This is a genomic window from Lactobacillus sp. UMNPBX1, from assembly GCF_002554085.1.
GTDB lineage: Bacteria > Bacillota > Bacilli > Lactobacillales > Lactobacillaceae > Lactobacillus > Lactobacillus crispatus.
In genome coordinates this window covers 33,874-59,237 of the sequence record NZ_PCZI01000014.1, presented here as the reverse complement: position 1 = coordinate 59,237, position 25,364 = coordinate 33,874, and the positions used below count along the sequence as shown (strand labels likewise).

Below are 25,364 nucleotides of genomic sequence, written 5' to 3'. Positions count from 1 at the left end.
CCTTACATGTCTGTTTTTAAGCTCTCGTCGCATCTCTCGAAGCGACTTTATTAATATATAATACTTGAATATTAATTGCAAGTATTTTTTCAATAAAGAATTATGCTCGCTCTTAAAAAGGCGACTTCAATAATATACCTTAAAATTCATTTTTTGACAAGCTTATTTTTAAATGAATATTTACAAAATTCATGTTAAAGTTGATACATCACTACTTTGAGGAGGTCATTAAAATTAAAAAATTTGATTTAACTATTATCGGTGGCGGACCTGTTGGCCTATTTGCCGCGCGATTTGCCCATCTTCATGGACTCAAGACCGTACTGTTTGATTCATTATCTGAAACAGGCGGACAGCCACAAATGCTTTATCCTTTTAAGAAAATCAAAGATATTCCTGCTTACGACTCTATTACAGGAACTGAACTAATCGACAATTTACGACATAATTTAACGGATACAACTATTTTTACTAACCATAAAGTTGAAAATGTCACTAAACAAAAAGACGGCTTTATTATCGATGATATAGTTGCATCCCGCAGCATATTGATTACCACTGGTGCCGGTGCCTTTAAACCTAAAGCTTTACCATTATCTATGGATGATGATACTCAAAAAAGGATTCATTACTTTATTAAAGATCCCCAAAAATTTGTCGGACAAACAGTTGGCGTCTTTGGTGGCGGCGATTCAGCATTAGACCTGGCACTAGAATTAGCTAATTATGCCAATGTCAAAATCATTCATCGCCGTAATCAATTTCGCGGTCTTGAATCTAATGTCAAAAAACTTAAGTCTTTAAAAAATGTTGAAATTTTAACTCCCTATCTTCCTAAACAAATCAATTTGGTTGATAATCAACTGAACGTTAATTTAAAAGAAATGGGAAAAGATAGTTTAACTAATATCAAGTTAGACCAAGCAGTCGTTGCATATGGCTTTAAAGCTAATAATCGCTTTGTCAAAAAATGGGGAATCGATTTAGCTGGCGCACAAATTAAGGTGAATTCAACAATGCAAACTAATATCGCCAGTGTTTATGCAGCTGGCGATGTTGTTACCTATCCTGGACGCGTCCCTTTAATCGCTCTCGGTTTTGGCGAAGCCCAGATTGCAATCACCGCGATTATGCGTGATCTTTTCCCTGAAAAAACTTTGACAATTCATTCAACTAGTTTTTAGGAGTTCCAGATGAGTTTAATCGATTTTATTTTGCACATTGATGACCATTTAATCACGATTGTTAACCAATTCGGTGGTTGGTCCTATTTAATCTTATTCGCTATCATTTTTATTGAAACAGGCTTAGTCGTTTTTCCATTTCTTCCAGGCGATTCGTTGATTTTTGCTGCGAGTGCAATGGCTGCTAATCCTAAGTATGGCTTAAATATTTGGCTAGTTTATCTTATAGTAGCATTCGCCGCCATAATCGGTGACAGTATCAACTATGAAATTGGTGCCTGGTCAACCAGAGCTGGTGAAAAACATAGCTGGTTCAATAAATTAATTAATCAAAATAATCGGTTGGCCGCTGAAAAGTTCTTTGAGCGCCACGGACCAATTACGATCGTTATAGGTAGATTTATACCATTTATTCGTACTTTTGTCCCATTCATTTCCGGCGGCAGTAAGATGCATTATGGTAAATTTATCACCTACAACATCTTGGGTGGCTTGCTTTGGACAGGATTGTTCACAATCATCGGTTTCTTCTTTGGCAATATTCCATTTGTAAAGGACCATTTTTCAATGATCGTAATTGCTATCATTTTAGTATCAGTTGTGCCAATCGCAATTGTCGCAATCAAGAAAAAAATATCACTCAAAAAAGAGTTCCACTAAGGAACTCTTTTTTACTTACGTAATAATTTTTCAGCAAAATATAATTCATAAATAACCCCAGCAACGGCAAAACAAGAAGCAAAGAAGCCTTCCGTTAGCACATTGATAATTGGGTCAGTATTAGGATCAAACAGCCAATCACTATTGTTAAACAAAATATGGTGAAAAATCACAAAGAAACTGTCGAAATTGGTTACTGCAAATGGAAAAATAATAATTGGCAATAATAGCAAAATAAGGGCTACTGATTTATCCAAATTAAGCAGTAGCTTTTTCTTTTGTCGTTTAAAAACAAAGTGCACTATGATGCAGATAATAAAAACTAATAGAGTCAGAATAAATAAATGCTTACATTCCGCAAAATGTTCTGCCGCATTAGCAGATGTAGGGAAATTATCCATTTTAAGCTGCTTTTTAAAGGGCCAGAGCAAATAAAACATCAGCTGGTTATAATTATGCATTACCTTAAACAAAGACATGTGAACCGTCTCATATGTCTTTTGTACGATCATAAAAATAAACAATAATGGCCAACTAGCCACAATTGCCCCAATTACACTGCTAGAAACAGCAAACAAAAAATGATAAATCAGCGAAAAAATATTGTTTTTAGTAATCATAATTCAAATTCATCTAGGTTATTAACTAAAATTGTTGGTTGACGTTTATCTGCAATATCCACTTTGGTCGTCACACCTGTCAAAGTCAACAACTGATCTACTCCACTATTAAAGCCAGCTTTAATATCGGTATCGTAATTATCACCTACCAAAAGTGCCTCATCTTTGCTATAGCCAACTTTATCCAAAGCCATTTTTACAATAATTGATTCAGGCTTACCAATATACAGTGGCTCTACTCCACTTGCTGCAGCAACGAATGCACATTGTGAACCATTGCCTGGAATTAGCTCATCCTCTGCTGGTAAATTCATATCGGCATTAGTCCCAATAAAAGTGGCTCCACGTCTAATCGCCCGTGAAGCTACTCGTACTTTATGATAAGTCAGATCTGTATCCATACCGACAATTACATAATCGGGATTTTCTTCATTAATTTCAAACTCTGGATGTTGCAATAATTCACGCCAGAGACCAATCTGCCCAATAATATACAAGCCGATCTTTTCCTTGTGTTCTCTTTGTAAAATATAGCTAGCTGTGGCCATACTTGGCGTATAAACATGGTCCGTATCAGTTTCGATACCGTGTCCCTTTAGTTTATCAACTACCATTTGCGGTGTTCTGGTCGTATTGTTGGTTAAAAACAAATAGTCTTTCCCTGCTTGAACTAAACGATGAACAAATCTTACTCCTGATTCAACTGTTTCCTTACCACGATAAACAGTTCCGTCTAAGTCAATTAAAAATACCCGGTAATCTTTCACTAGTTTCCCTTTCTCTTTTTAATAATAAATGAATGATGCCGTCCAAATTCTTTTTTCACTGCAATTGATTGTTTTTTCTTAAATTTAGTTTGATGAACACGCCGCTTCTTAAACGGATTATTTTCATTTTTATTCTTCCGATAATTTCGACGTCGTGCATGATAACGCTCATTTTTACCAAAATCGCGCTCGCGTCGTTCACGTGATCGCCGTATTTTAGTACGTTGATGCTGATAATAATGTACTGGATGCGTTAATTCCAAGATAAAATAAGGTCCGCCGGGATTACAATATTCCGTTAAATAATCCACGATCGCCATTTCTTTTTTATCAATTGCGGTTCTAGCACCGTCTTTATAAAAGCCTTTCAAGCGTAAATGTTCACTAGAAACGTCCCCCACCAGATAATCATACTGGTCAAGATAAGGATCATATTTTTTACGCAAAGATTCTAAATCAAGTGCGTCTCGCTCATTGACAATGATGCTATAAAGCTGCGCACCAATCTTAATGCTCTTACCATCTTGCACCACGTCAGCAAGTGGGTGTCTAATTGGCTGTTCTTGTTCAAATTTATTTTCTTCAGTCATCTTTTTCACTTCTCGCTGTTAAAGGATATTTTTCAGCCAAATATTTACCAACAACTTCACGTAAAAATTGTGGGAATAAAAACTCATTTTCACCGACAATAGCCAAAGTTGGGAAAAATGGAACTAAGACATAATGATCCAAACAGGCAATTTTATATTCTTTTTGTGGATCAATTTCATGCCCATTGACGTAAACTACACGTCTACGCATATCAACCTTGATCCCTTTGTAATACATCTGACCAAAAATTTTTCCTCGAAAACTCATCCCTTGCAGTGGAAAATGGTCTAGGTAATGCCGATTCTTTTCAATTTCCATCACTAGTCGCCACAAATCATAACCTTTCAAGGTTGAACGAACAACGTGCATTGGATGCGGTAAGGCATTTTGTAAATCATATTGAGTAATTATTCCACTCTTAAACGGGGTCAAGAATAGGCCTGAGCTTAAAATGGCTAAATCTGTTTTAGCAAAATCAGCAATCGCATCAAGAGAAACTTGAACGGCTGCTACTTTATCATCCGCAAATTTTTCAGGTAAATTAGCCACTTTTCGTTCTGATAAAAGTCGCTTACCTTCATCATAGTAGCCCTGAATCACTGCCTTATCTTCCGGTTCTTCTGGCATCGAAGCAGTAGAAATAGTGCGAGGTACTACCTTAATCACGTGATGATCTTCAAGTTCTAGATGAATATCACCCACATAGTTTCCCCATTTACCTGTTTGCGTAATCCAAGTATGCCCCACTTTTTCACCATGTTCAATCAGATCATGGCTGTGGCCTCCTACAATTAAATTAATTTGAGGATAATGTTTAGCTAACCAGCGATCCATTTTTAATCCAACATGAGTCAATAAAATTAAGACATCATACTTTCCTTCAATTTGAGCTAATTCGTGATCCATACTGTCACCTAACATCTTGACATGCCAATGATTAGGACCATAAGTCATTGGATAAGCTGCAGTCAGGCCAATTAAAGCAATTCGCGTCTTTTTCTTAGTAGTTAAAAACATATGGCCGACTGCCCATTTAGGCATTGATTCATCTTCTTCACGCAAATTTGCTAAAACTGTCGGAAAGTCCGCATGATCAAATAAATGTTCCAATACCCAATGTGGATTAGAAATTCCCTCATTATTGCCAATCGTAATTGCATCATAGTTAAACCCATTCATCAATTTGATGTTGGCTTGACCTTCCGTAGCATCAGTTAAAGGATGAGACCGATCCATAAAGTCTCCTGCATCAAAAGTGTAGATACCATCAACCGATTGATCAGCCTGCGCTTTTTTCAAGTAACGTCCGATTTTAGGGAAATGTTCAAAATGTGAATGAAGATCATTGGTATGTAAAATTCGCAGTTGTTCCATTTTTTATGCCACTTTCTAACCAATTCGATTGGCTTTTAAGATCATATTATATGCGTCTAAAATTTTTCCCTTAGGTTTATCCCATTCTACCCATTTTGGATTTTTCCAATCACTTTCATTAGTCAAAGTCTGCAAGTCATAAGTATCATTGATATATTTTTCATAAGCAATCAGTGCCTTAGTTCGAGGAATATTCAGCTGCAGTATTTTGACTTTTTTAATTAAGCCATGATCTGCAGCTAATTCTGCAATTCCATTTTGGTCAATATTAGAGATTTCATAATATCGACTGCCATCATTTCTGGTAACTTCTTCAATTAAGTCCAATTGTTCCATTAAATCTCATCCTTTAGATTTCAATCATACCGATTACTGATAAAAGAATAGTACTATAAATAGAAAAAAATGTGTAACCATGCTATTGTTAAGTATGCGATAGAGGTGTACACATGAAATTTAAAAGCCGACTCGTTTGGGTTCTTTTTTTTAGCTTAGTCTTTTTCATAAATAGTGGTTTTACAGTTGTAGGGCACCGTGGTGATCCCATCAAATATCCTGAAGAAACAATTCAGGCTGACGATTCCGCCTTTAATTCTGGTGCTGATTACGTTGAACTCGATCTCCAGCTCTCAAAGGATGGAGTTCCGGTCATTGCACATGATGATGACCTCTTCCGAGTTACTCATACACATGCAATTGTATCACAAAATAATTTTACAGCACTTAAACAACTGCAATATGACAATGGCGAACACGTTATGTCACTCAGTGAGCTTTTTAAGCATTATCAAAATAAACCAAACACTAAATTTGTCTTAGAGACTAAAATTGATCATGGATTAAATCCGTCCTATGAGTTAGAGGATAGAATCGCACAAATAGTTAAAAAATACCATATGCAGAAAAGAATCATGATTCATTCATTTTCCGCTGCTAGTCTCTTTCACTTTAGAAAAATTATGCCTGAAGCTTATCTAATTTTGATCGTTGGCAGCCTGAAACGCATTAATTTCAGTAATTTACCTCAAGTTAATGCTATCAATGCTTCTTCTGATATTGTGCAAGAGCATCCCTTTTTAATTCACTGGCTTCACAAATTACATAAGCAACTGTTTGTCTGGGCCGAAATGGACGAATCGCCTGCCCTATGGCATTGGCTAATTAATCGGAATGTTGATGGCGTGGTTACCAACTATCCCGCTACTGGTTTTAAATATAAATTAGCCAAAAGTGGCACTAAAAAGTACGCTATTAATAGAACTGGAATTTATTTTGGTAAAACTAAAGCCGCTACAATGATGAATCCGTATGTTCGCATCAAAGAAAAGAAGTACGTGCAACCAGGTCAAAAAGTCAATGTCACTTATGGCGTCCGTGTAGATGATCGCTTATTTTATCAAATTGCTGAAAAAACTTTTATTTCGGCAGAATTCGTTAATTTTGACTTAACAAAGCGAGATATTGCTCCTTATCAAAATAAGAAAATTATCGCTAAACCTAACCAAAAAGTTACAATTTATCGTTATCCTGATAACCAAGCCAAAACGCAGCAAAAATTACCCGCAAATCAATTATTAAAAATTCAAAATTTTAATGGTAGTCCTAAAAACATGTGGATTTATACCAAACTAGGTTGGGTTAAGGCAAAAGATATCTTGTTCTATGGCTTCTTTAGTCAAGACGATTTCAGAGATTATCAGTCCTTACCACGGGTCAGTCAGTACACTAATCTCGTGCTTTTGCCCTATAATCCTAATCAAGCAATTGCGCCAACCACTTTTACACAAAAGCTTCAACAGATTAACAAAATTATCTACTAAAACAAAAAGACCAGTAAACTGGTCTTTTTTGCTTCACTTAATTATTGATTTAAAGTACTTTGCTTTTTAACTAATTCATATGGCAAAACAATATGAGTATCATCTACTTCTTCATTGTTCATCAACTTAGTCAACATTCTCATTGCTACGGCACCCATATCATAAAGTGGCTGCTTAATCGTAGTCAAAGCTGGACGAACAACAGAAGCTAACTGCGTAGCACTGGCGGTCACGATTTCCAAATCTTCTGGCACTTTCTTACCTGCATCCATCGCAGAATTCAAAATACCAACTGATGAAATATCGCGAGTAACAATTACACCATCAACGCCATCTTTAACTAATTGTGGGTATAAATTATAACCATCTGAATAGTCTTTAATATCAGTATAGATTCGAGGAGTGCCCAAATCATTTTCTTCCATGAATTCTTCATAAGCAGGGATTCTGTTTTCGCTGTTAACTACAGCATCTTGATCACCAACTACGATTCCCAAATGCTTCTTACCATCATGGTACATCAAATTTAATGCTTCAGTATCAGCCTTCTTATAGTCAATTGTGACAGAAGCAAAATCATCACGATTATCTTTAGTACCTGCTAAAACCACAGGAGTATCAGTCCGCTTAAAGGCATCAGCTGCTTCATCTGATAAACGGTTAGACATATAAATTACACCGTCAACTTGCTTATTCAGCAAACTTTGAATAACTTGGTCTTCCTTCATCAAGCGGTTTTCAATACTAGTAATAATGATGTTGTATTTATATAAAAGTGCAATATCATCAATACCCTTAGATAATTCTGCAAAGTATAAATTAGTTAAATCTGGGACAATTAACCCTACTGTAGTAGTCCGCTTAGAAGCTAAACCTTGAGCTACAGCGTTTGGTTGATAGTGCAGTCTTTTAATAACTTCGAGAACACGGTCACGTGTCTCTTTTCTAACATTACTATTACCATTCACAACACGAGAAACCGTAGCCATTGAAACCTTAGCTTCCCGAGCGACGTCATAGATTGTAACTTCTTGTTTATGCATCTCTTATCTCTCATTCCTTCCAAAAAATTCTTCACTTAAAGATATCACGATGCTGCATAAAATGCAAACGTTTACAGATTTTCTTTCATTTTTTCATTAAGAAATCATGATATACTACAGTCAACATAATTTGCAAGAAAAGAGGACAATATGAACTTAGATAAATTACAACAATGGTTGCAAGACTCCAATAATGATCTTGCTTACATTTCTAATCCAATTACCATTTCCTACTTCACTGGCTACTCAATGGAGCCCCATGAAAGAATCTTTGCTTTAATTGTTTTAAAGGATGCAGAACCTTTTATCTTCTGTCCTGCCTTAAATGTAGAAGAAGCAAAAGCTTCCGCATGGGATGGCGACGTTATTGGCTACCTTGATTCCGAAAATCCTTGGAACATCATAGCAACTAATGTCAAAAAGAGAACTCACGATACCCATAATTGGGCAATTGAAAAAGATGATTTGTCTGTTGCCCACTACCAGCTCTTACGTGGTGAATTTCCTAACGCTAGTTTCACTAACGATGTTTCACCTTTTATTGAAAAACTTCGTCTTTACAAGACACCTGAAGAAATCAAGAAGTTGCAAGGCGCTGGTGCAGAAGCAGACTTTGCTTTTAAGATTGGCTTTGACGCAATTAGAACTGGCGTCACCGAAAGAAGCATCGCTGGACAAATTGATTACCAACTAAAAATTCAAAAAGGTGTTATGCATGAAAGTTTTGAAACCATCGTACAAGCTGGTAAAAACGCCGCTAATCCTCACCTTGGTCCAACTATGAACACTGTTCAACCAAATGAATTAGTTTTATTCGACTTAGGTACCATGCACGATGGTTACGCATCAGATTCTAGTCGAACTGTTGCTTACGGTGAACCTACTGCTAAGCAACGCGAAATTTATGAAGTTGATCGTGAAGCTCAACAAGCCGCAATCGAAGCTGCTAAGCCAGGAATCACCGCTGAAGAATTAGATAGCGTGGCTCGTGACATCATTACTAAGGCTGGCTATGGTGAATACTTCATTCACCGCCTAGGTCACGGCATTGGTAAAAACGTTCATGAATATCCATCAATCGTACAAGGTAACGACTTAGTTCTTGAAGAAGGAATGTGCTTCTCCATTGAACCAGGTATCTACATCCCTGGCTTTGCTGGTGTCAGAATTGAAGATTGTGGTGTCGTTACTAAGGACGGCTTTGAAACCTTTACTCACACTGACAAGGACTTAAAAGTTTTGCCACTTAAAGACTAATTTTGTCATAAAAAAGGAGCTGATCATCACGACCAGCTCCTTTTCTTTTTGACTTTAATTAAGCTTGTGGTTTTTCTGAAGTAGATGCTGCATCAGTATCATCTTTTTCAGCATTGTTCAAATCGTTAACTGACTCTTCAGCATTTTCACTGTCATCGTCATCTTTATTTGAGTCATCGATTACGATGTCGTCAAAATCCTTCAATTCTGAATCATCTTCAACATTCTTAGGGAATGATGCTAATTGATTCTTAACGATTTCAGTACCATTGTCATACTTCTTCTTCAAATCTTGAAGCTTGTCATTATCTTTAATCTTGTTCTTAACGTCATCAACTTGTTCATCACTAACAAGAAGTGAACCTGCGAGAAAACCTGCTGCACATCCTGCAACGGCACCTAATAAGAAACTTGCGAATTTTTTCATGGTGAATTCCTCCTTTATTAATTTTCACCTCTGCGACGCTTGCGTCTTGCAAATGCCGTCGCAGCTATTGAAGAAATAAGACCCGTACGGCTTAAATGATTGCTGCTAAAGCGTTTAGCGATCTTTTTAGATGAATCGTTTAATTCTGATACGCTTTCGCCTAAATCTGCAGCAGCTTTAACAACTGGATCTAACGTCTTCATTTTACCATTAACATCGGTCATTAGGTCATTAGTTTTATCTAACAAATCCGAAGTTTGATCCATCAAGCCATCCATATCTTCAGAAATTTTCTTCATTGACTCGTTAGTTGTTTGAATAGTTGCACTAGTTTCTTTCAACAACTTCGCGGTCCGAATTAGCATTGGAATCGTAAATAATACTAAAATTAAGAATGCAATCGCCGCAATTAAGCCTGCTAAAGCACCATAAGAAATTGTCATTTTCTACCTCCATCAACATCTAAAAAAAGTTTAGCATGAATATCCTTTATTCTCAATTAATGTCTTGTTATTCTTAATTATACCCGTAAGCAATAGAAAGGACACCAAATGAAGATTCCTACTCACATAAATATACAGAAAATTGAAATTGATTGGAGTAAAATTAGCCAAAATTTATTGTCAATTATTTGGCAATTAGCTATTACTTCACTCATTTTTTACCTTTTATCCCATTTTGGTCATAAAATAATTAATAATTACTTAGCCAAGCATAACACAGTTAAGAATAAAAGAACTCGAACTATCACAGCTTTGATTAACAGCGTTTTTCAATATACCCTTATCTTCTTCTATTTATTCGGTATTCTCTCTATTCTAGGTGTACCAGTTGGCACCTTGTTAGCCAGTGCTGGAATTTTTTCCCTAGCTTTAGGAATGGGCGCACAAGGCTTTGTTAGTGATTTGGTCAACGGTTTCTTTATTCTAAGTGAAGACCAATTTGATGTTGGAGATTTAGTTCAGATTGGCACTAATGTTGGTACCGTCGTGCAACTAGGCCTCAGAACTACTCGTCTCAAGGGTTCAGATGGCTCAATTATTTTCATCCCTAACCGCAACATTACCATTGTGCAAAACCTAGCCCATGGCGGTGTAGCACTAGACATTAATTTGGATCTTGATACCAAAAACGATATTGATGAAGTTAACAAGTTAATCAAAGAATGCAATCGTAAGATCCAGCCTGAGAAAAAGACAATTGTATCAGGTCCTACTATTGTCGGTGTGACCGAACAAACAGGAAAGAAATTTGTTTATTCCATTCATTTTCAAGTTAAGCCTGGTAAGCAAGCTGCTGTGAAAAATTTGTATCTAAGTAAATATATTCAAATTTTAAGAGAAAATAATATTGTTTTTGCAAGTACAGAACGACCTGCAAAAACTACTGCAAAATAAGTAAAAAATAGCTCAGTTCAAATCATACGAATGACCCGAACTGAGCTATTTTTATCTAATCAAACTGTTCTAACCAAGCTGGCAATTCTTGGAGCAATTTTCGCACTGCATTACCACGATGAGAAATCTCATTCTTTTCATCAGTAGTCATCTGTGCAAAAGTTTTTTCTTTTTCTGGAATATAAAACAATGGATCATACCCAAAACCATCTTCACCACGTGGTGCAGCCAAAATACGACCACTGCAAGTACCTGACACAACCAAGTCTTTATCAAATTCACCTGGCATCGAAACTACAATCGTAGTCCAAAATTTAGCCGTTCTTTTTTCATCCGGTACACCGCCTAATTCAGCTAATAACTTGGCGTTGTTCTTTGCGTCATTGTGAGCTTCGCCTGCATACCGTGCACTTCTAACACCAGGCTCCCCATTTAAGGCATCAACTATTAAACCTGAATCATCGGCAATCGTAGGCAACTTGCTAAACTCAGCTAATTCATGGGCCTTAATCTTGGCATTAGCTTCAAACGTATGGCCACTTTCAATCGGATGAGGCGGATTGTCTAAGTCAGCATTCGTCTTAATCTCGATATCTACCCCAGCTTGTTTAAAGGCTTCTTTTAGTTCTTTTGCTTTACCTTGATTACCAGTCGCAAATAAAATTTCTTTAACCATTATTCATTCTCCGTATCCACATGCTTAGATGTTAAAGTTGCATCATCCATGAATGTCCTTGCTAAATGATCAAAACTAGTTGGATCGCCTGTAGTGTAATATTCATGACTGACTTTTTCATTACCATCACTAAACAAACCATCGCGCCGCATCACATTAAACGTATACTGTGCAACTTGATCTGCAGGATCCAAGATAGTAACATTTTTATCATTAATTGCTTCTTTAAATTCTTTCTGAATCAATGGATAATGCGTACAGCCCATAATTAAAGTGTCAAAGTCTTTTCCTTGTAAGGGGGTCAAACTCTCTTTAACTACTTTTAAGTTGGTTTCATGATCTTTTTGAGCCTCCACAAGTGGTGCAAGTTTAGGGGCAGCTAATTCCGTTACCTGAATTTCTGGATCACGGAAACGGATCTCTTTAGCATAAGCATGTGATTCTGCTGTTGCTTTAGTTGAAACTACCGCAACTTTTTTATTCTTAGTTGTCCGTGAAGCGGCCAAACTCCCCGACTGAATAACTCCGATAATTTGTGGATCAATTTCTGCTTGAATCGTACTCATAGCCATTGCTGTCGCAGTATTGCAGGCAAAAATTATCAGCTTAACATTTTTATCTAACAAAAATTGGACTGATTTTCTAACTAGTTCAATAATCTCTTCTTTAGTTCGATCGCCATACGGCATATGAGCGTTATCACCAATAAAAACAGTTGATTCATTAGGCAATTTTTCAATTACTTTTTTTGCAACAGATAGGCCACCTAGCCCTGAATCCAATAATCCAATCGGACGATTATCCATAATAAAACCCTCTTAAAATCAAAAATTTATTTTCTACTTATACTAGTTTACGGTAAAATAAAAAAGAATAAAAGGGATGAACAAGTTTATGACAGAAAACACAGAAAACACAAACGAGCACGTATATTTTATTAACCAACTTTACCGCGATTTCCTTTTGCCAACTATTTTAGGCGATGATGACGCCTCAATTCTTTATTGGGCTGGCAAGAGAATCGCGCGAAAATATGATTTAAGTGATTATGATGATTTAGTTGAATTCTTCAACATGGCTGAATTTGGTAAGCTAGAAAAAGTTAAAGAAAGACGATCATTTACTACTTACGAATTAAGTGGCCAAACTGTCACTGATCGTTTGAATAGCGCCAGCAAGGAATTCTCCCTTGAAGGCGGAATGATCGCGGAAGCATTTCAAAAATCAACTGGTCGAACCACCGAATGTGAAATTAATATTTTAGATAAAGAAAAGAAAGTTCAATTTATCGCTCGCTTCGGTTAAAAGCAAGTTGATAGACTATAACTATATACTTTAGTTAAAATCGCATTTTTTTAGATATATTAGATATAGGAGTAGAGCATGATTAAAGAATTTAAAGAGTTTATTTCACGTGGCAATGTAATGGACATGGCAGTTGGTGTAATCATTGGTGCTGCCTTCACTGCTATCGTACAATCTTTAGTAAAAAACTTGATCAACCCCCTACTTGGGATCTTTGCCGGCAAAATTGATTTTTCTAACCTCGTTTTTAAGGTTGGGGATGCTACATTTAAATATGGCAGCTTCATCAATTCTGTCATTAACTTCTTGATCATTTCATTTGTGGTATTTTTAATGATCAAGGCTTTAAATAGAGTAATGCCCAAGAAAGAAAAAGAAGCTGGTCCAACTGAGGCCGACTATTTAGAAGAAATTCGTGACTTGCTAAAAAAGCAAGTAAATCAAAATAAGTGATATATCAAAAAAGCTTGAGGCAACATCGTCTCAAGCTTTTTTTGATTTTTAAATTAATCAGTATATTGATCCAAAATTTGGTTTAACTTTTCTTTTGGAGTGTAACCAGTAATTCGGTCTACAATATTGCCATCCTTCTTTACGATTAAAGTAGGAATAGCCATAATACCCAAATTCTTAGCTGTATCTTGATTTTGGTCAACATCCATCTTGTAGAAGTTAACGTCTTGACGTTCTTCAGATAATTGATCAATTACTGGTGATTGCATCTTACATGGACCACACCAAGTTGCCCAAAAGTCTACTAATGCTACACCATTCTTAGTTTCTTCTTCAAAATTTTGATCATTAATTGCTTCAACCATAATTATTACCTCACATTTTTTCAATTCATTTATTTATATTATAAGTATATTCTATTATACTTACTTTTTGCAAGTAAGACGCTTACTTTAATCGTACAATTGTTGCACCATTGCCACCTTCATTAGCTGGTGCATAATTAAAGTTCTTTACATGATTGCTGCTGCGGAGATATTGCCAAACACCTTTTCTAATCGCACCAGTACCAATACCGTGAATAATCGTAACCGTATCAAGTCCTGCCAGTAAAACAGAATCAATATATCGGTCCAAATTAGTCATTGCTTCATCATAGCGTTGGCCTCGCAAATCCAGCTCGCTATGAGCATTACTTCTTCTAACCGCACTGGTTGCTCTAACAGTTTGTCTAGGCTTAGTACTTTCGCCCTTTTCAATCCTCTCAATATCGCGATCACTAACCTTAACTTTGATAATTCCCATCTGAACCTCATATTCATGTTCAGATAACTTCTTAGTAATCGTACCTGTCTGACCATATGAGAGGACCTTTACTCGATCGCCTACACTTACATGGTGACGACGTTTTTCACGCTGTAAGACCTTATTATGAGCCAAATTATTAGCCTGACGCTCTAAACTGTTGAGTTCGCCTTTAGCTTCAATAATCTTATTTTCCTTGACGCCCATGTTCTTTTGTTTTTCAAGTTGGGCAATAATCTCATCAGCTTTTTTACGGCGTTTGGCAACAACTTCATTAGCTCGCTCTTGTGCAAAATCAAGCTGTTTTTGTACACGTTGGTTATACCAATCAAGTGCTTGTTGCAACTTTTGCTCTAATTTTTGGCTCCGATCCAAACTGGTTTGCAGACGATTACGAGCCACAGTAGCTGCCTTGGTTTGCGTATTCAACTTGGTGATCATCTTATTAATATCAGAATCTTCATCTGACATTAAGTTCTGGGCATTTTTGACAACATCTTCACGCATCCCTAGCTTGCGGGCAATGGCAAAGGCATTACTATGACCAGGAATACCAATCTGCAAATGATAAGTTGGCGACAAGGTCTTTAAGTCAAATTCCATTGAGGCATTAGTCGTCCGTGGCCGATTATAACCATAAAGCTTCAATTCAGGATAGTGCGTTGTCACCATGATCTTAGCATCTTTTTTACGCAAAAAGTCTAAGATACTAATTGCCAAACTAGCACCCTCTTCTGGATCAGTCCCTGCACCAATTTCATCAATTAAAACTAAGGTCTCAGAATCAACATTCTTCATGATCGCAATAATGTCATTGATATGTGATGAAAAAGTACTTAACGATTGTTCAATTGACTGTTCATCGCCAATATCAGCATAAACTTGCTTAAAGACGCCAACCTTGCTACCTTCTTCAGCCGGGATAAATAATCCAGACTGTGCCATCAATTGAAGCAATCCTGCTGTTTTTAAGGTAATTGTCTTACCACCGGTGTTAGGCCCCGTGATCAGCATAGTATCAAATTCACCACCTAAACTAATGTCATTAGGTACTACCTTTTCTGGGTCAATCAATGGGTGACGCGCTTTTAATAAGTTCAAAGAATGGTCTTGTGTCAGACGAGGCTCACTTGCCTTCATTTCTTTTGCTAACTTGGCTTTAGCCTGCAAGAAATCTAGTTCAGTTAATGCAGCCGCAATATTATTCAAACTAGTAATTTCTTCACGAGCCAAATTAGATAAGTGCTTCAAAATATTACGAATTTCTTGTTTTTCTTGAGCAATTAAATTCTGTTGGCGGTTATTAAGGTTTAAAACGGCTTCCGGCTCTATAAACAGTGTTTGACCACTGGCACTTTGATCATGAACTACCCCACCAAATTTTGCCCGATATTCTTGCTTAACTGGAATAACATAGCGGTCATCACGAATAGTCACAATTTGCTCAGATAAATACTTACTACTATTGCCCTTAGTATAAGCATCCATCTTATTCTTAATTTCCTCTTCATTAGAACGTATATCATGACGCAAACGAGCTAGTTCATGTGAGGCTGTATCTAATACCTCACCATCATAATCAACTGATTTCTTTAATTCTCTAAATAAAAGATCCGGCACATCTAATTGATCTAAAATTTCATCAATTGCAGTTAAATCCAGTTTGTTTGGATCTATTTCTGCCAAAAAGTCATTAATTTCATGAGCTAAGCTTAATACTAATAATAAATTACCTAATTCCTTAGCATTTAAATTAGCTTTCATGCTTAAACGTTTAGTACTTGGACGTACGTCCTGAAAGTCCGTTAAAGGAAGTTGTCCCTTAATTCGTAGCAAATTAGTCAAAGCTAAAGTCTGCTTTAACTCATTTTGTACTTGTTCAAAATCACCACTAGGTAATAATTCCTCCGCTTCTTTTTTAGCGGGACCAGTAATCGCTAATTTACTCAAGCGCTTAGTAATTTCGCCAAATTCTAAAATCTCTAATATTTTCTTGTTCATTTTTATCTTTTTTCTAAAACTAACAAAAAGGACCAGCCACAGCCAGTCCTCTTTTTATTATTTACCACTCAAGCGGTCATCATCTAAGAAAGTATTTAAAACTCCCTGGACCATGTCCCACTCATCATCAGATTCAATCTCATGCAAATCGCTACTTGTTACATCGCCGGCATCATCGGCATCATAACTGAAAGCTTGCACCTCAATATCTTCATCATCGCCAACAGCGGCTGGATAAAGAAGCACGTAAGATTTGTCATAATCATCTGAATGAAAAGTAAATAATATCTCATACAATTCTTCATTACCTTGATCATCAATCAAAGTAATTTGACGATCTTGATCGTCACCATTAACTTGTGCTGCCATTTTAATCCTTTCGGTGTAAATCTAAATAATTTTGCAAGATGAGCACCGCTGCCATCTGATCAATTACTTGTTTACGCTTCTTGCGATCATGGATCCCTGCATCCTCAACAAGTACTCGTCGTGATTCAATTGTTGTCAATCTCTCATCAGAATAATGTACAGGTAAACCAAACTTTTCCTCTAGTCGTTTGCCGTATGCCTTACTTCTAGCTACGGAACTACCAGAAGTACCATCCATATTCTTAGGTAAACCTAATACGAAACCGTCAACTTCATATTGTCTGACTAGCTTCTTCAATGGACGCATACCAAAGTTATATCTGCTTTCATCAATCTGGATAGTCTCCAACTTCTGGGCAGTAATTCCTAGCTCATCGCTAATTGCTACTCCCACAGTTTTAGAACCTACATCTAAACCTAATAAACGCATTATTTATTCTTACCAAGATAACTCTTAACAAGTTCTTCAATAATCTCGTCACGTTCGTGCTTAAGAATCAAATTACGGGCATCGTTATGCCGTGGAATATAAGCAGGATCGCCAGAAAGTAAGTAACCTACAATCTGGTTAATAGGATTATAGCCCTTTTCTTCAAGCGCATTGTAAACATCTTGCAGAGTATCATAAACATTTTTTCCTTTGTTCTGATTAAAGTCAAAATGCATAGTCTTATCTAGCGAACTCATATTTATTCCTCCTGTCAACAATTTTACTTGAAAAAAAGCTTAAACACAATTAATTAATTCTTAGTTCTTAGAAATTTCGTCAATAACTGCCTTAATAGCATCATTCAAGCCTGCTGGATTCTTACCACCGGCTTGAGCCATGTTTGGACGGCCGCCACCGCCACCGCCAAAGATTGGGGCAGCGATCTTGATTAAGTTACCTGCTTTAAGGCCCTTGTCTAATGCCTTTTGGCCTAAGGCAATAATCATATTAGCCTTGCCAGCATTTTCAGCAGCTAAAACTAAAACATCAGACTTGTTGCCGCTCTTCCAGTTATCAGCAAGTTCACGCAAGTCATTCATCCCATTAACATCTGCAGTAGCAGCAATGACAGTCAAGTCACCAGCTTGTTTAACGTCATTAAAGATTTGACCAGCCTTAGCAGCATTGATCTTCTTGTTCAAAGTTTCAACTTGCTTTTGAGCATCGTGCAAATCACTTTCAAGTGAATCAATCTTATCGACAATGTTATCTGGCTTGGTTGCCTTAACTTCTTCTTGAATATCATCAAGTAAGTCTGAACGGTTTGCCAAGTATTCATAAGCCTTCTTAGAAGTTACAGCTTCAATTCTACGCATACCAGCACCGACAGCTGATTCTGAAGTAATCTTGAAGATTCCAATTTGGTTAGTATTGTCCACGTGAGTACCACCACAGAATTCACTTGAGAAGTCACCCATTTGAACAACACGAACCTTATCACCATACTTGCTATCAAAGAGGGCTAAAGCACCCATCTTTTCACCCTCTTCAGGGGTAGTGATAGTAGTCTTAACTTGAATAGCTTCCCAAATCTTTTGGTTAACCAATTCTTCAACGGTCTTAAGCTCACGCTTGGTCATTGGTTCCATTGCAGTAAAGTCAAATCTTAAGTAGTCAGGATCAACTAATGAACCAGCTTGGTGAGTGTGTTCACCTAAGACTTGACGAAGAGCAGCGTGAAGAAGGTGAGTTGCTGAGTGAGAGTGACGTAACCCTTCACGACGTTCCTTATCTAACTTCAATACGTATTCTTGACCCTTTTCAACTGGCAAAATAAGGTCAACAAAGTGTAAATTTTGGTCGTTAGGTGCGTGTTGGACGTCAGTAACTTCAGCTACTAATTCACCATTTTGGTTATAAATCTTACCATGATCAGCAACTTGACCACCACGTTCTGCGTAAAATGGAGTCTTGTCAAAGACTAAAGTAGCATGTTCGCCATCGGCCCTATCAACCAACTTATCATCAACAACAATGTCAACTAGCTTTGCATGTGGTTCTTCGTAAGTATCACGTTCAAAGACTGACTTATCCTTAATGTTCATTAAAGTTACATCTTGACGTCCCATTGATTGAAGGTCACCACGAGCTTTACGTGCACGCTCTTTTTGAGCAGCCATTTCTGCGTCAAAGCCCTTCTTGTCAACCTTAAGGCCAGCATCTTGTGCTGATTCAAAAGTCAATTCATATGGGAAGCCGTAAGTATCGAACATCTTGAAGGCATCTTTACCTGAGATAGTCTTGTCCTTTGACTTCTTAGCCTTGTCAATCAAGTCATCAAGCAAAGTCAAACCAGTATCAAGAGTTGATTGGAATCTTTCTTCTTCGTTTTGGATTACGTTTTCGATAAAGCCACGTTGGTCCATTACTTCTGGGTAGTGACTTTCCATAATCTTACCTACAACTGGAACAAGCTTGTAAAGGAAAGCACCCTTGATGCCCAAACGTTGACCGTTCAAGTCAGCACGACGGATCAAACGACGTAAAACGTAACCACGGCCTGAGTTTGATGGAAGAGCACCGTCAGCAATAGCAAAGCTTACGGCACGAACGTGATCGGCAATAATCTTAAATGCAGTAGTGTCTTCTTTGTTTTCACCGTACTTCTTACCTGGAGTCATTTCTTCAGTAGTATGAATGATTGGCAAGAACAAGTCGGTTTCGAAGTTTGTTGGAGCATCTTGCAAAATTGAAAGAACACGTTCTAGTCCCATACCAGTATCGATGTTCTTATGTGGTTGATCGACATATTTGCCATTTGGCAAGTGGTTGTATTGTGAAAATACGATGTTCCAAATTTCAAGGTAACGTGCATTTTCACCACCAGGGAAGTTTTCTGGATCATCTTCAGCAACGTCGTTGTTTTCTTGACCACGATCGTAGAAAATTTCGGTATCAGGACCACATGGACCTTCACCAATATCCCAGAAGTTATCTTCCAACTTAACAATATGATCAGCTGGCATCCCTGCCTTTACCCAAACATTAAATGAGTCTTCATCTTTTGGATAAACAGTACAGTAAAGCTTTTCCTTTGGCAAGCCAAGCCAATCAGGACTAGTTAAGAATTCCCATGCCCAAGGAATAGCTTCATCTCTAAAGTAGTCACCAACTGAAAAGTTACCAAGCATTTCAAAGAAAGTTTGGTGACGTGCAGTCTTACCAACATTTTCAATATCGTTGGTTCTGATTGACTTTTGAGATGAAGTAATTCTGTGATTCTTTGGTACAACTGAGCCATCAAAGTACTTCTTCATGGTAGCAACACCTGAGTTAATCCAAAGAAGAGTTGGGTCATCTTGTGGGATTAATGATGCACTTGGCATAATCATGTGACCATGATCCTTGAAGAAGTCTAAAAACATTTGGCGAAACTCTGAACTATTTAGTTTCTTCATTAAAATAAATCTCCCTAAAAATAAATAAAAAACACTATTGCTTTCTTCAAGGACGCTCCGCGCGCGGTACCACCTTGATTGCAACAGTGTTTGTTACCTCTTGATATTCTTAATTATGAAACTTAAAGGAGCATTTTTTGACTATTATTAAGCCATTCTCATCTAACTGGCTCTCTCTTTGAAATAATTGATCAAAAAACATATCTTAAGCTGAAATAATTGTACTACAAAATCCGCTTCTGTCAAAGCCCTTGTTCACGCTTGCGCTTTCTCAAACGTTTTGCCTTACGAACCTCATGACGCTGTTCCAACTTACGTTTTTGACGATTATCCTCTTGAATCGCACGCTTAATCTTCTTCTTGTAACCTGGCTTACGCTTTCTCTTCTCTTTTTTAACGTAACCCACCAGCTTGGTATCAAGCTTACGATTCTTGCTTTGACGATTTTCACGACTGCGATAGTGTTTACGTGGCACTAATTCACCATTTTTAATTTCAACGAAGTCAAAATGAACACCCATCTTTTCCAATTCTTCAATTCGGTTCATTTCTTCTTCACGAATTAAAGTTATCGCATGACCAGATAAGCCATTACGCCCCGTCCGGCCAATCCGGTGAATCACGAACTCAATATCACGTGGTATTTCATAATTGACAACCAGACTAACACCATCAATATCTAAGCCACGAGCAGCTAGGTCACTAGCTACCACATATTGATACTGTCCTTGCTCAACCTGACGCAGAGTACGCTTTCTTTCACGTTCAGTTACCCCACCGTGAATTTTAGCTACCTTCAAACCCTGATCTTGCAAATAATTAGTCAACTCATCAACCTTTTGCTTAGTGTTAGCAAAAACCAACGCCAAATATGGTTGTCCCATAGTTAACAATTTGTACAAGACATTCTTGCGATCCTTTGAGCCAATATCAAGCAAATCGTTTTTAATCGTTGGCGCAATAACACTAGGATTATCAATAACGATCTCATCAGGATGAGCCATATATTTGCGTAAAAAGTTAGACAATTTAACTGGAATAGTTGCTGAAAAGGCAGCAATTTGGACATCCTTCGGCAATTTAGCAGCAACTTGATCAATGTCGTTCAAAAAGCCCATGTCCAAGGTCATGTCAGCTTCGTCGATAACAAAAGTTTTTACTTGATCAACTGCAAAAACCTTCTTTTGAACAAAGTCTAACAAACGTCCTGGAGTTGCAATCACCAATTGTGGAGTATTATTTTGATACTTTTCTAATTGACGTTCACGATCAGTTCCGCCCGCAAGATGTGCAATTGAAAAATGCATCCCTGCCGCATCACGGAGCTGCCGTGCTACTTGATAAAGCTGATCGGCTAATTCACGACTAGGCAAAGTAACGATTGCTTGAACATAGCGTTTATCTTCTTCAATTTCATTAAAAATTGGTACTAAATAAGCATGCGTTTTTCCTGAACCAGTTGCTGCTTGCACTACTACACTCAAGTCAGACAACATAGCAGGAATAACTTTCTCCTGCACCTTAGTTGGCTTTTCAAAATGGATCTTCTTTAAACCAGCCTGAATAGCTGGTTTAATTCTTGAATCTATAAAAATATTATTCATGATCTTCTTTAAACTTCTTAGTTACTTCAACGACTTCCGCAAATACCTGCTTTACTTCGTCCATATCCTTAGCGTTAGCACCACTAGCTAATGCATGACCACCACCATCATGCTTAGCAGCTAATTCATTGATTACAGGGCCCTTTGAACGGTAATGTACGCGGAAAGTACCATCTGGTTTTTCAACAAAAACATTCCAAGCAAGCACATCTTTAATACGTCCTGGAGTAGATACAGCAACATTTGCTTGATCATCAGTCAAACCTAACTTCTTCAAGTCTGACTGCATCAAAATTGTATAAGCTGCACCAACGGGATCAATTTCCATCTTGTCCATTGCCAAGGCTTGCAATTTTGCCTCATCAAAAGTTACATCAGCAATATTACGAGCGATTTCAGTAATGTTAATTCCAGTAGAAGCTAATTGAGCAGCCACCTTAAAAGTATGCTCTGAAGTTTCTGGATACATGAAACGACCGGTATCGCCTACAATTCCAGCATAAAGTGGATAAGCAACTTCCTTGGTAATCTTAAAGCCCTCTTCATTCAAGAAGTCTACAATGATTTGGCATGCTGCTGGAGCATCTGGATCTACGTAACTCATATCAGCATATGGATCAACATCTGGGTGGTGGTCAATCTTAATTAAAAAGTCACCCTTATCATACAACTTATTAGAAATTCTTGGTGTATTAGCGGTATCAGTAGTAATTACCAAAGCACCTTCGTAATCAGTTGCCTTGACTTGATCCATGTGGTTAATCCAAGCTAAGTCGCCTTCATCGTTTTCCCCAGCACAAAGAATGCGCTTGTCCGGGAATTTTTCCATTAATGCTCTAGCTAAACCAGCTTGTGAACCAATTGCGTCTGGATCAGGACTAGTGTGGCGGTGCAAGATAATTGTAGGATATTGCAAGATTTTTTCATAAATGTCATCAAAACTACTCATTTTTAATCTCCTCATCTTGTAAAAATATCTGTATCTAGTTTACCAGAAAAATAGCTTTATTTATTAGTCGAACAAACTGATTGATTGATATTTTTTCTTTTCAAAGTCAGTTACAGTGACTCCCAATAAACGAATTCCGTCATCTAAAAATGAACTTGTTGCTTCGAACAAGTCACGAGCCACATCATAAAAATCTAAGTGACTATCAGAAGGTGTTTTCAACTTTTTTCTCTTGGTTACCGTATCAAAATTATTATTTCTTACTTTAATAACAACAGTACCTGCCTTAAAATTGCGTTTTTTTAATGCTGCTTCCAAATGATTGCAATAGTTACGAATATTGGTTAGGGCTTCATCCTCAGTATAAATTGCAGGCTCGTAAGTCCGCTCCATGCCAATTGATTTTCGATTAGCCTCTGAGTCTGTAACAACAGGTCTTAAATCTATTCCACGTGCATGTTGGGCTAAAATATACCCCATTTTCTTAAATTTTTTAATTAAGGTTAAAACCTCAACTTTTTCTAAATCTGCCCCAGTATAAACACCTATCTGATGCAGCTCTTCTTGCGTCTTCGGTCCAATACCAGGAAACTTCTCAATCTTTTGCATTGCTAAAAAGTTCTGCACTTCACTAGGCAAAATTACGGTTCGACCAAACGGTTTGGCGTATTCTGATCCCATTTTAGCTAAAAACTTATTATAGGAAACGCCAAAAGACGAGTTTAAGCCTACTTCTTGCCGAATCCTTTTCTGTAAATCTAAAGCAATTTGAACTGCAGACTCCTGCTCTATCTTTGGATGTGTCACGTCTAGATAAGCTTCATCTAAAGCCACTGATTCAACCTGATCTGTCACATCATGCATAAAAGAATGGATTTTAGCTGACACTGCACGATATTTATCAAATCGTGGTCTAGTAAAAACTATTAGCTCCTTGGGAACCAAACGTACTGCTTGAATTGCGGCCATAGCTGAATGAACGCCATACTTACGAGCTACATAATTGCAAGTAGCCACTACTCCATGTCCACCATTTTGTCGTGGATCTTGCCCAACAATCAATGCCTTATTTTTCCATTCGGGATGCTCCTGCATTTCAACCGAAGCGTAAAAAGCATCCATGTCCAGATGAATAATCCGACGATGGATGTCATTTTGTGGTAATAAATTTTCTTTATTCATAAATCCAATGTTCAGTTGGTGACTCAAAGATTGTATTAGCTTCCTTTGGCCCCATTCTGTATGGCAAATATTGTGCAATGGCTGGATTGCCTGCTTCATTTTCCTTCTGCCAAGCATCTTCAACTGCATCGATAAATTCCCAATAACGCTTCAATTCGCTCCAGTGCGTAAAGTTAGTTGAATCATTGACAAAAACATCATGAAGCAATCTTTCATAACCATCAGGTACCTTAGCCATTTCGGCTTTTGAAAATTCATAAGTTAAGTTTTCACGGCGAATTCCTGGTTGGTCAATTCGTTTGCCATTAATAGTAAAGTAGATTTCACTAGTTGGGTCAATCACGATCGTAATATTGTTAGAATGAGCTTGCCCATATGGATTATTAATATGCTTTAAAACAATGTCAATCCGGTTCTTCTTTTCTTTGAATTCCTTACCCGTTCTAAAGTAAATTGGTACGCCAGCAATTGGTCCCTCATTAAACTTAACTTTACCTGCAACGAAGGTTTCAGTAGTTGACTCTGGATCAACATTTGGCTCTTGCTTATAAGCAAAAGTAGTATCACTACCCAAATATTGACCACGAACAAAGTATTTCTTGACATCATCTGGCGTAGGAATAATTAAACTCTTAAGCAAATCTTGCTTGGCTTGGTGAACACTAGCAGAAGAAAGATCCTTAGGTTCTGGCATTGCTAGCAGAGTAATAATTTGAAAAATATGGTTTTGTACCATATCACGCAAAGCACCTGAAGTATCATAGTAACCTCCACGTGCTTCCACGCCAAGACGTTCTGCCAAGGTAACTTGGATATTCTTAATATACTTGCTGCACCAAATATTTTGAACCATTGGGTTAGTAAAACGCATTGGCATGATATTTTGAACCATTTCTTTACCTAAATAGTGGTCAATTCTAAAAATATCATTTTCATCAAATGAAGCCGTGATTTGCTTATTTAATTCCTCTGCTGAAGCCAAATCATGACCAAATGGCTTTTCAACTACAATTCGATTAAAGCCACTACCAGTCAAGTCTTGGTCATTAATATGCGTTGCTATTGTGCCAAAGAATCTTGGTGCCATAGCCATGTAGAAGAGACGATTGCCTTGTGCACTATAACGATCATCGAGCTCTTGTGCCAAGTTTTTCAAAATCTCATAGTGTTCCACATTAGTTACATCATGTGATTGATAATAAAAATGACTTGCAAAAGCTTTCAACTCATTTTCATCAACAGTATCGTGCGTTTCATGAATAGCATCACTAACCTGCTCACGCAAATACTCATGTGACCAAGGACGACGAGCAGTTCCAATTACTGCAAAGTTATCGTGAATTAAGCCTTGTTCATACAAATTAAACAAAGCTGGATAAAGCTTGCGGTGAGCCAAATCACCACTACCACCAAAAATAATCATTACAACGGGAATATTCTTCATTTCAGATCCCTTTCTTTGAACTAAAATTGTCACTTCTATTTTACAACAAG

At 37.3% G+C, this 25,364-nt stretch carries 27 protein-coding genes; 7 read left to right on the top strand and 20 right to left on the bottom strand.

Translation table 11 applies throughout. The features are described 5' to 3' along the window. The first annotated feature begins 191 nt into the window (after window positions 1-191). Window positions 192-1,184: an NAD(P)/FAD-dependent oxidoreductase gene (locus CP352_RS08035; protein ID WP_013085889.1), complete on the top strand. Its 993-nt coding sequence runs from the start codon at window positions 192-194 to the stop codon at window positions 1,182-1,184. 9 nt (window positions 1,185-1,193) lie between these two features. Further along, a complete protein-coding gene (locus CP352_RS08030; RefSeq protein WP_005724245.1) occupies window positions 1,194-1,844 on the top strand; it encodes a VTT domain-containing protein in 651 nt (216 codons plus the stop codon). Between the two features lie 11 nt (window positions 1,845-1,855). Here the strand turns inward: CP352_RS08030 and CP352_RS08025 are convergent, their stop codons facing one another. Genes CP352_RS08025 through CP352_RS08005 form a run of 5 tightly spaced genes read right to left on the bottom strand, consistent with a single transcriptional unit; the run spans window position 1,856 to window position 5,532 of the window. Next, entirely contained in the window at window positions 1,856-2,464 is a 609-nt protein-coding gene (locus tag CP352_RS08025; RefSeq protein ID WP_005721551.1) for a TIGR01906 family membrane protein, read from the bottom strand. Next, window positions 2,461-3,231, bottom strand: a complete 771-nt coding sequence (locus tag CP352_RS08020) for a TIGR01457 family HAD-type hydrolase (RefSeq protein WP_013085888.1) — start codon at window positions 3,229-3,231, stop codon at window positions 2,461-2,463. Before CP352_RS08020 ends, CP352_RS08025 begins: the two co-directional genes overlap by 4 nt. Continuing rightward, on the bottom strand, window positions 3,231-3,821 hold the full coding sequence (locus CP352_RS08015) for a YutD family protein (protein WP_005720505.1): 591 nt from the start codon (window positions 3,819-3,821) through the stop codon (window positions 3,231-3,233). Before CP352_RS08015 ends, CP352_RS08020 begins: the two co-directional genes overlap by 1 nt. After that, complete coding sequence (locus CP352_RS08010) at window positions 3,814-5,196, bottom strand: bifunctional UDP-sugar hydrolase/5'-nucleotidase (RefSeq protein WP_005726619.1); 1,383 nt, start codon at window positions 5,194-5,196, stop codon at window positions 3,814-3,816. Before CP352_RS08010 ends, CP352_RS08015 begins: the two co-directional genes overlap by 8 nt. 15 nt (window positions 5,197-5,211) lie before the next feature. After that, window positions 5,212-5,532, bottom strand: a complete 321-nt coding sequence (locus tag CP352_RS08005; protein ID WP_005720507.1) for a hypothetical protein — start codon at window positions 5,530-5,532, stop codon at window positions 5,212-5,214. A 113-nt stretch (window positions 5,533-5,645) separates the two neighbouring features. On the opposite strand from CP352_RS08005, the gene CP352_RS08000 reads away from it, so the two are divergent. Continuing rightward, the gene (locus CP352_RS08000; RefSeq protein ID WP_089142867.1) at window positions 5,646-7,016 is read left to right on the top strand and encodes a glycerophosphodiester phosphodiesterase; all 1,371 of its coding nucleotides are present in this window, start codon (window positions 5,646-5,648) and stop codon (window positions 7,014-7,016) included. Window positions 7,017-7,057: 41 nt separating this feature from the next. Here CP352_RS08000 and CP352_RS07995 read toward each other — a convergent pair whose 3' ends face one another. Continuing rightward, entirely contained in the window at window positions 7,058-8,059 is a 1,002-nt protein-coding gene (locus CP352_RS07995; protein ID WP_013085886.1) for a substrate-binding domain-containing protein, read from the bottom strand. 150 nt (window positions 8,060-8,209) lie between these two features. On the opposite strand from CP352_RS07995, the gene CP352_RS07990 reads away from it, so the two are divergent. After that, window positions 8,210-9,316, top strand: coding sequence for a Xaa-Pro peptidase family protein (locus CP352_RS07990; protein ID WP_005725547.1), 1,107 nt, complete (start codon window positions 8,210-8,212; stop codon window positions 9,314-9,316). Between the two features lie 58 nt (window positions 9,317-9,374). Here the strand turns inward: CP352_RS07990 and CP352_RS07985 are convergent, their stop codons facing one another. Next, window positions 9,375-9,743: a hypothetical protein gene (locus CP352_RS07985; protein WP_005720511.1), complete on the bottom strand. Its 369-nt coding sequence runs from the start codon at window positions 9,741-9,743 to the stop codon at window positions 9,375-9,377. 17 nt (window positions 9,744-9,760) lie between these two features. Next, window positions 9,761-10,186: a DUF948 domain-containing protein gene (locus CP352_RS07980; protein ID WP_005720512.1), complete on the bottom strand. Its 426-nt coding sequence runs from the start codon at window positions 10,184-10,186 to the stop codon at window positions 9,761-9,763. A 108-nt stretch (window positions 10,187-10,294) separates the two neighbouring features. Here CP352_RS07980 and CP352_RS07975 point away from each other — a divergent pair, with 108 nt between their 5' ends. Beyond that, a complete protein-coding gene (locus tag CP352_RS07975; protein ID WP_089142866.1) occupies window positions 10,295-11,140 on the top strand; it encodes a mechanosensitive ion channel family protein in 846 nt (281 codons plus the stop codon). A gap of 55 nt (window positions 11,141-11,195) precedes the next feature. Here the strand turns inward: CP352_RS07975 and CP352_RS07970 are convergent, their stop codons facing one another. Next, window positions 11,196-11,816: an XTP/dITP diphosphatase gene (locus CP352_RS07970; RefSeq protein ID WP_089142865.1), complete on the bottom strand. Its 621-nt coding sequence runs from the start codon at window positions 11,814-11,816 to the stop codon at window positions 11,196-11,198. After that, window positions 11,816-12,622 (bottom strand): glutamate racemase, encoded by an 807-nt coding sequence (murI, locus tag CP352_RS07965; RefSeq protein ID WP_065990000.1) that lies wholly within the window; start codon window positions 12,620-12,622, stop codon window positions 11,816-11,818. Before murI ends, CP352_RS07970 begins: the two co-directional genes overlap by 1 nt. A gap of 76 nt (window positions 12,623-12,698) precedes the next feature. Here murI and CP352_RS07960 point away from each other — a divergent pair, with 76 nt between their 5' ends. Further along, window positions 12,699-13,121, top strand: coding sequence for a YslB family protein (locus CP352_RS07960; protein ID WP_005720527.1), 423 nt, complete (start codon window positions 12,699-12,701; stop codon window positions 13,119-13,121). Window positions 13,122-13,199: 78 nt separating this feature from the next. Next, window positions 13,200-13,574, top strand: coding sequence for a large-conductance mechanosensitive channel protein MscL (gene mscL / locus CP352_RS07955; protein ID WP_005720528.1), 375 nt, complete (start codon window positions 13,200-13,202; stop codon window positions 13,572-13,574). A gap of 53 nt (window positions 13,575-13,627) precedes the next feature. Here mscL and trxA read toward each other — a convergent pair whose 3' ends face one another. The 10 genes from trxA to zwf form a co-directional block, all read right to left on the bottom strand. Beyond that, entirely contained in the window at window positions 13,628-13,939 is a 312-nt protein-coding gene (gene trxA, locus CP352_RS07950) for a thioredoxin (RefSeq protein WP_005720529.1), read from the bottom strand. 82 nt (window positions 13,940-14,021) lie between these two features. Next, window positions 14,022-16,379 (bottom strand): endonuclease MutS2, encoded by a 2,358-nt coding sequence (locus tag CP352_RS07945; RefSeq protein WP_098034906.1) that lies wholly within the window; start codon window positions 16,377-16,379, stop codon window positions 14,022-14,024. A gap of 57 nt (window positions 16,380-16,436) precedes the next feature. Beyond that, on the bottom strand, window positions 16,437-16,748 hold the full coding sequence (locus CP352_RS07940) for a DUF1292 domain-containing protein (RefSeq protein WP_005720531.1): 312 nt from the start codon (window positions 16,746-16,748) through the stop codon (window positions 16,437-16,439). Between the two features lies 1 nt (window position 16,749). Then, window positions 16,750-17,178, bottom strand: coding sequence for a Holliday junction resolvase RuvX (ruvX, locus tag CP352_RS07935; RefSeq protein ID WP_005720532.1), 429 nt, complete (start codon window positions 17,176-17,178; stop codon window positions 16,750-16,752). Further along, window positions 17,178-17,435, bottom strand: coding sequence for an IreB family regulatory phosphoprotein (locus CP352_RS07930; RefSeq protein WP_003549189.1), 258 nt, complete (start codon window positions 17,433-17,435; stop codon window positions 17,178-17,180). Before CP352_RS07930 ends, ruvX begins: the two co-directional genes overlap by 1 nt. A gap of 60 nt (window positions 17,436-17,495) precedes the next feature. Beyond that, window positions 17,496-20,135, bottom strand: coding sequence for an alanine--tRNA ligase (alaS, locus tag CP352_RS07925; protein WP_089142863.1), 2,640 nt, complete (start codon window positions 20,133-20,135; stop codon window positions 17,496-17,498). A 242-nt stretch (window positions 20,136-20,377) separates the two neighbouring features. Next, window positions 20,378-21,739: a DEAD/DEAH box helicase gene (locus tag CP352_RS07920; protein WP_005720540.1), complete on the bottom strand. Its 1,362-nt coding sequence runs from the start codon at window positions 21,737-21,739 to the stop codon at window positions 20,378-20,380. Further along, window positions 21,732-22,688, bottom strand: coding sequence for a bifunctional oligoribonuclease/PAP phosphatase NrnA (locus tag CP352_RS07915; RefSeq protein WP_023488881.1), 957 nt, complete (start codon window positions 22,686-22,688; stop codon window positions 21,732-21,734). The genes CP352_RS07920 and CP352_RS07915 overlap by 8 nt, the downstream gene beginning before the upstream one ends. Before the next feature lie 63 nt (window positions 22,689-22,751). Further along, complete coding sequence (dinB, locus tag CP352_RS07910) at window positions 22,752-23,870, bottom strand: DNA polymerase IV (RefSeq protein ID WP_005720544.1); 1,119 nt, start codon at window positions 23,868-23,870, stop codon at window positions 22,752-22,754. Next, a complete protein-coding gene (gene zwf / locus CP352_RS07905; RefSeq protein ID WP_023488879.1) occupies window positions 23,863-25,314 on the bottom strand; it encodes a glucose-6-phosphate dehydrogenase in 1,452 nt (483 codons plus the stop codon). The genes dinB and zwf overlap by 8 nt, the downstream gene beginning before the upstream one ends. Window positions 25,315-25,364 lie beyond the last annotated feature (50 nt).

Coding starts and splice junctions, on each gene's coding strand:
- trxA (WP_005720529.1), bottom strand. CDS start 13,939: ATGGTTGAAGCAATTAATGATCAAAATTTTGAAGAAGAAACTAAGAAT.
- ruvX (WP_005720532.1), bottom strand. CDS start 17,178: ATGCGTTTATTAGGTTTAGATGTAGGTTCTAAAACTGTGGGAGTAGCA.
- CP352_RS07945 (WP_098034906.1), bottom strand. CDS start 16,379: ATGAACAAGAAAATATTAGAGATTTTAGAATTTGGCGAAATTACTAAG.
- CP352_RS08015 (WP_005720505.1), bottom strand. CDS start 3,821: ATGACTGAAGAAAATAAATTTGAACAAGAACAGCCAATTAGACACCCA.
- CP352_RS08035 (WP_013085889.1), top strand. CDS start 192: ATGTTAAAGTTGATACATCACTACTTTGAGGAGGTCATTAAAATTAAA.
- CP352_RS07915 (WP_023488881.1), bottom strand. CDS start 22,688: ATGAGTAGTTTTGATGACATTTATGAAAAAATCTTGCAATATCCTACA.
- CP352_RS08010 (WP_005726619.1), bottom strand. CDS start 5,196: ATGGAACAACTGCGAATTTTACATACCAATGATCTTCATTCACATTTT.
- CP352_RS07985 (WP_005720511.1), bottom strand. CDS start 9,743: ATGAAAAAATTCGCAAGTTTCTTATTAGGTGCCGTTGCAGGATGTGCA.
- CP352_RS07975 (WP_089142866.1), top strand. CDS start 10,295: ATGAAGATTCCTACTCACATAAATATACAGAAAATTGAAATTGATTGG.
- CP352_RS07960 (WP_005720527.1), top strand. CDS start 12,699: ATGAACAAGTTTATGACAGAAAACACAGAAAACACAAACGAGCACGTA.
- CP352_RS07990 (WP_005725547.1), top strand. CDS start 8,210: ATGAACTTAGATAAATTACAACAATGGTTGCAAGACTCCAATAATGAT.
- CP352_RS08025 (WP_005721551.1), bottom strand. CDS start 2,464: ATGATTACTAAAAACAATATTTTTTCGCTGATTTATCATTTTTTGTTT.
- zwf (WP_023488879.1), bottom strand. CDS start 25,314: ATGAAGAATATTCCCGTTGTAATGATTATTTTTGGTGGTAGTGGTGAT.
- dinB (WP_005720544.1), bottom strand. CDS start 23,870: ATGAATAAAGAAAATTTATTACCACAAAATGACATCCATCGTCGGATT.
- murI (WP_065990000.1), bottom strand. CDS start 12,622: ATGGATAATCGTCCGATTGGATTATTGGATTCAGGGCTAGGTGGCCTA.
- CP352_RS07995 (WP_013085886.1), bottom strand. CDS start 8,059: ATGCATAAACAAGAAGTTACAATCTATGACGTCGCTCGGGAAGCTAAG.
- CP352_RS08005 (WP_005720507.1), bottom strand. CDS start 5,532: ATGGAACAATTGGACTTAATTGAAGAAGTTACCAGAAATGATGGCAGT.
- CP352_RS07940 (WP_005720531.1), bottom strand. CDS start 16,748: ATGGCAGCACAAGTTAATGGTGACGATCAAGATCGTCAAATTACTTTG.
- CP352_RS07970 (WP_089142865.1), bottom strand. CDS start 11,816: ATGGTTAAAGAAATTTTATTTGCGACTGGTAATCAAGGTAAAGCAAAA.
- alaS (WP_089142863.1), bottom strand. CDS start 20,135: ATGAAGAAACTAAATAGTTCAGAGTTTCGCCAAATGTTTTTAGACTTC.
- CP352_RS07930 (WP_003549189.1), bottom strand. CDS start 17,435: ATGAGTTCGCTAGATAAGACTATGCATTTTGACTTTAATCAGAACAAA.
- CP352_RS08030 (WP_005724245.1), top strand. CDS start 1,194: ATGAGTTTAATCGATTTTATTTTGCACATTGATGACCATTTAATCACG.
- CP352_RS07980 (WP_005720512.1), bottom strand. CDS start 10,186: ATGACAATTTCTTATGGTGCTTTAGCAGGCTTAATTGCGGCGATTGCA.
- mscL (WP_005720528.1), top strand. CDS start 13,200: ATGATTAAAGAATTTAAAGAGTTTATTTCACGTGGCAATGTAATGGAC.
- CP352_RS08000 (WP_089142867.1), top strand. CDS start 5,646: ATGAAATTTAAAAGCCGACTCGTTTGGGTTCTTTTTTTTAGCTTAGTC.
- CP352_RS07920 (WP_005720540.1), bottom strand. CDS start 21,739: ATGAATAATATTTTTATAGATTCAAGAATTAAACCAGCTATTCAGGCT.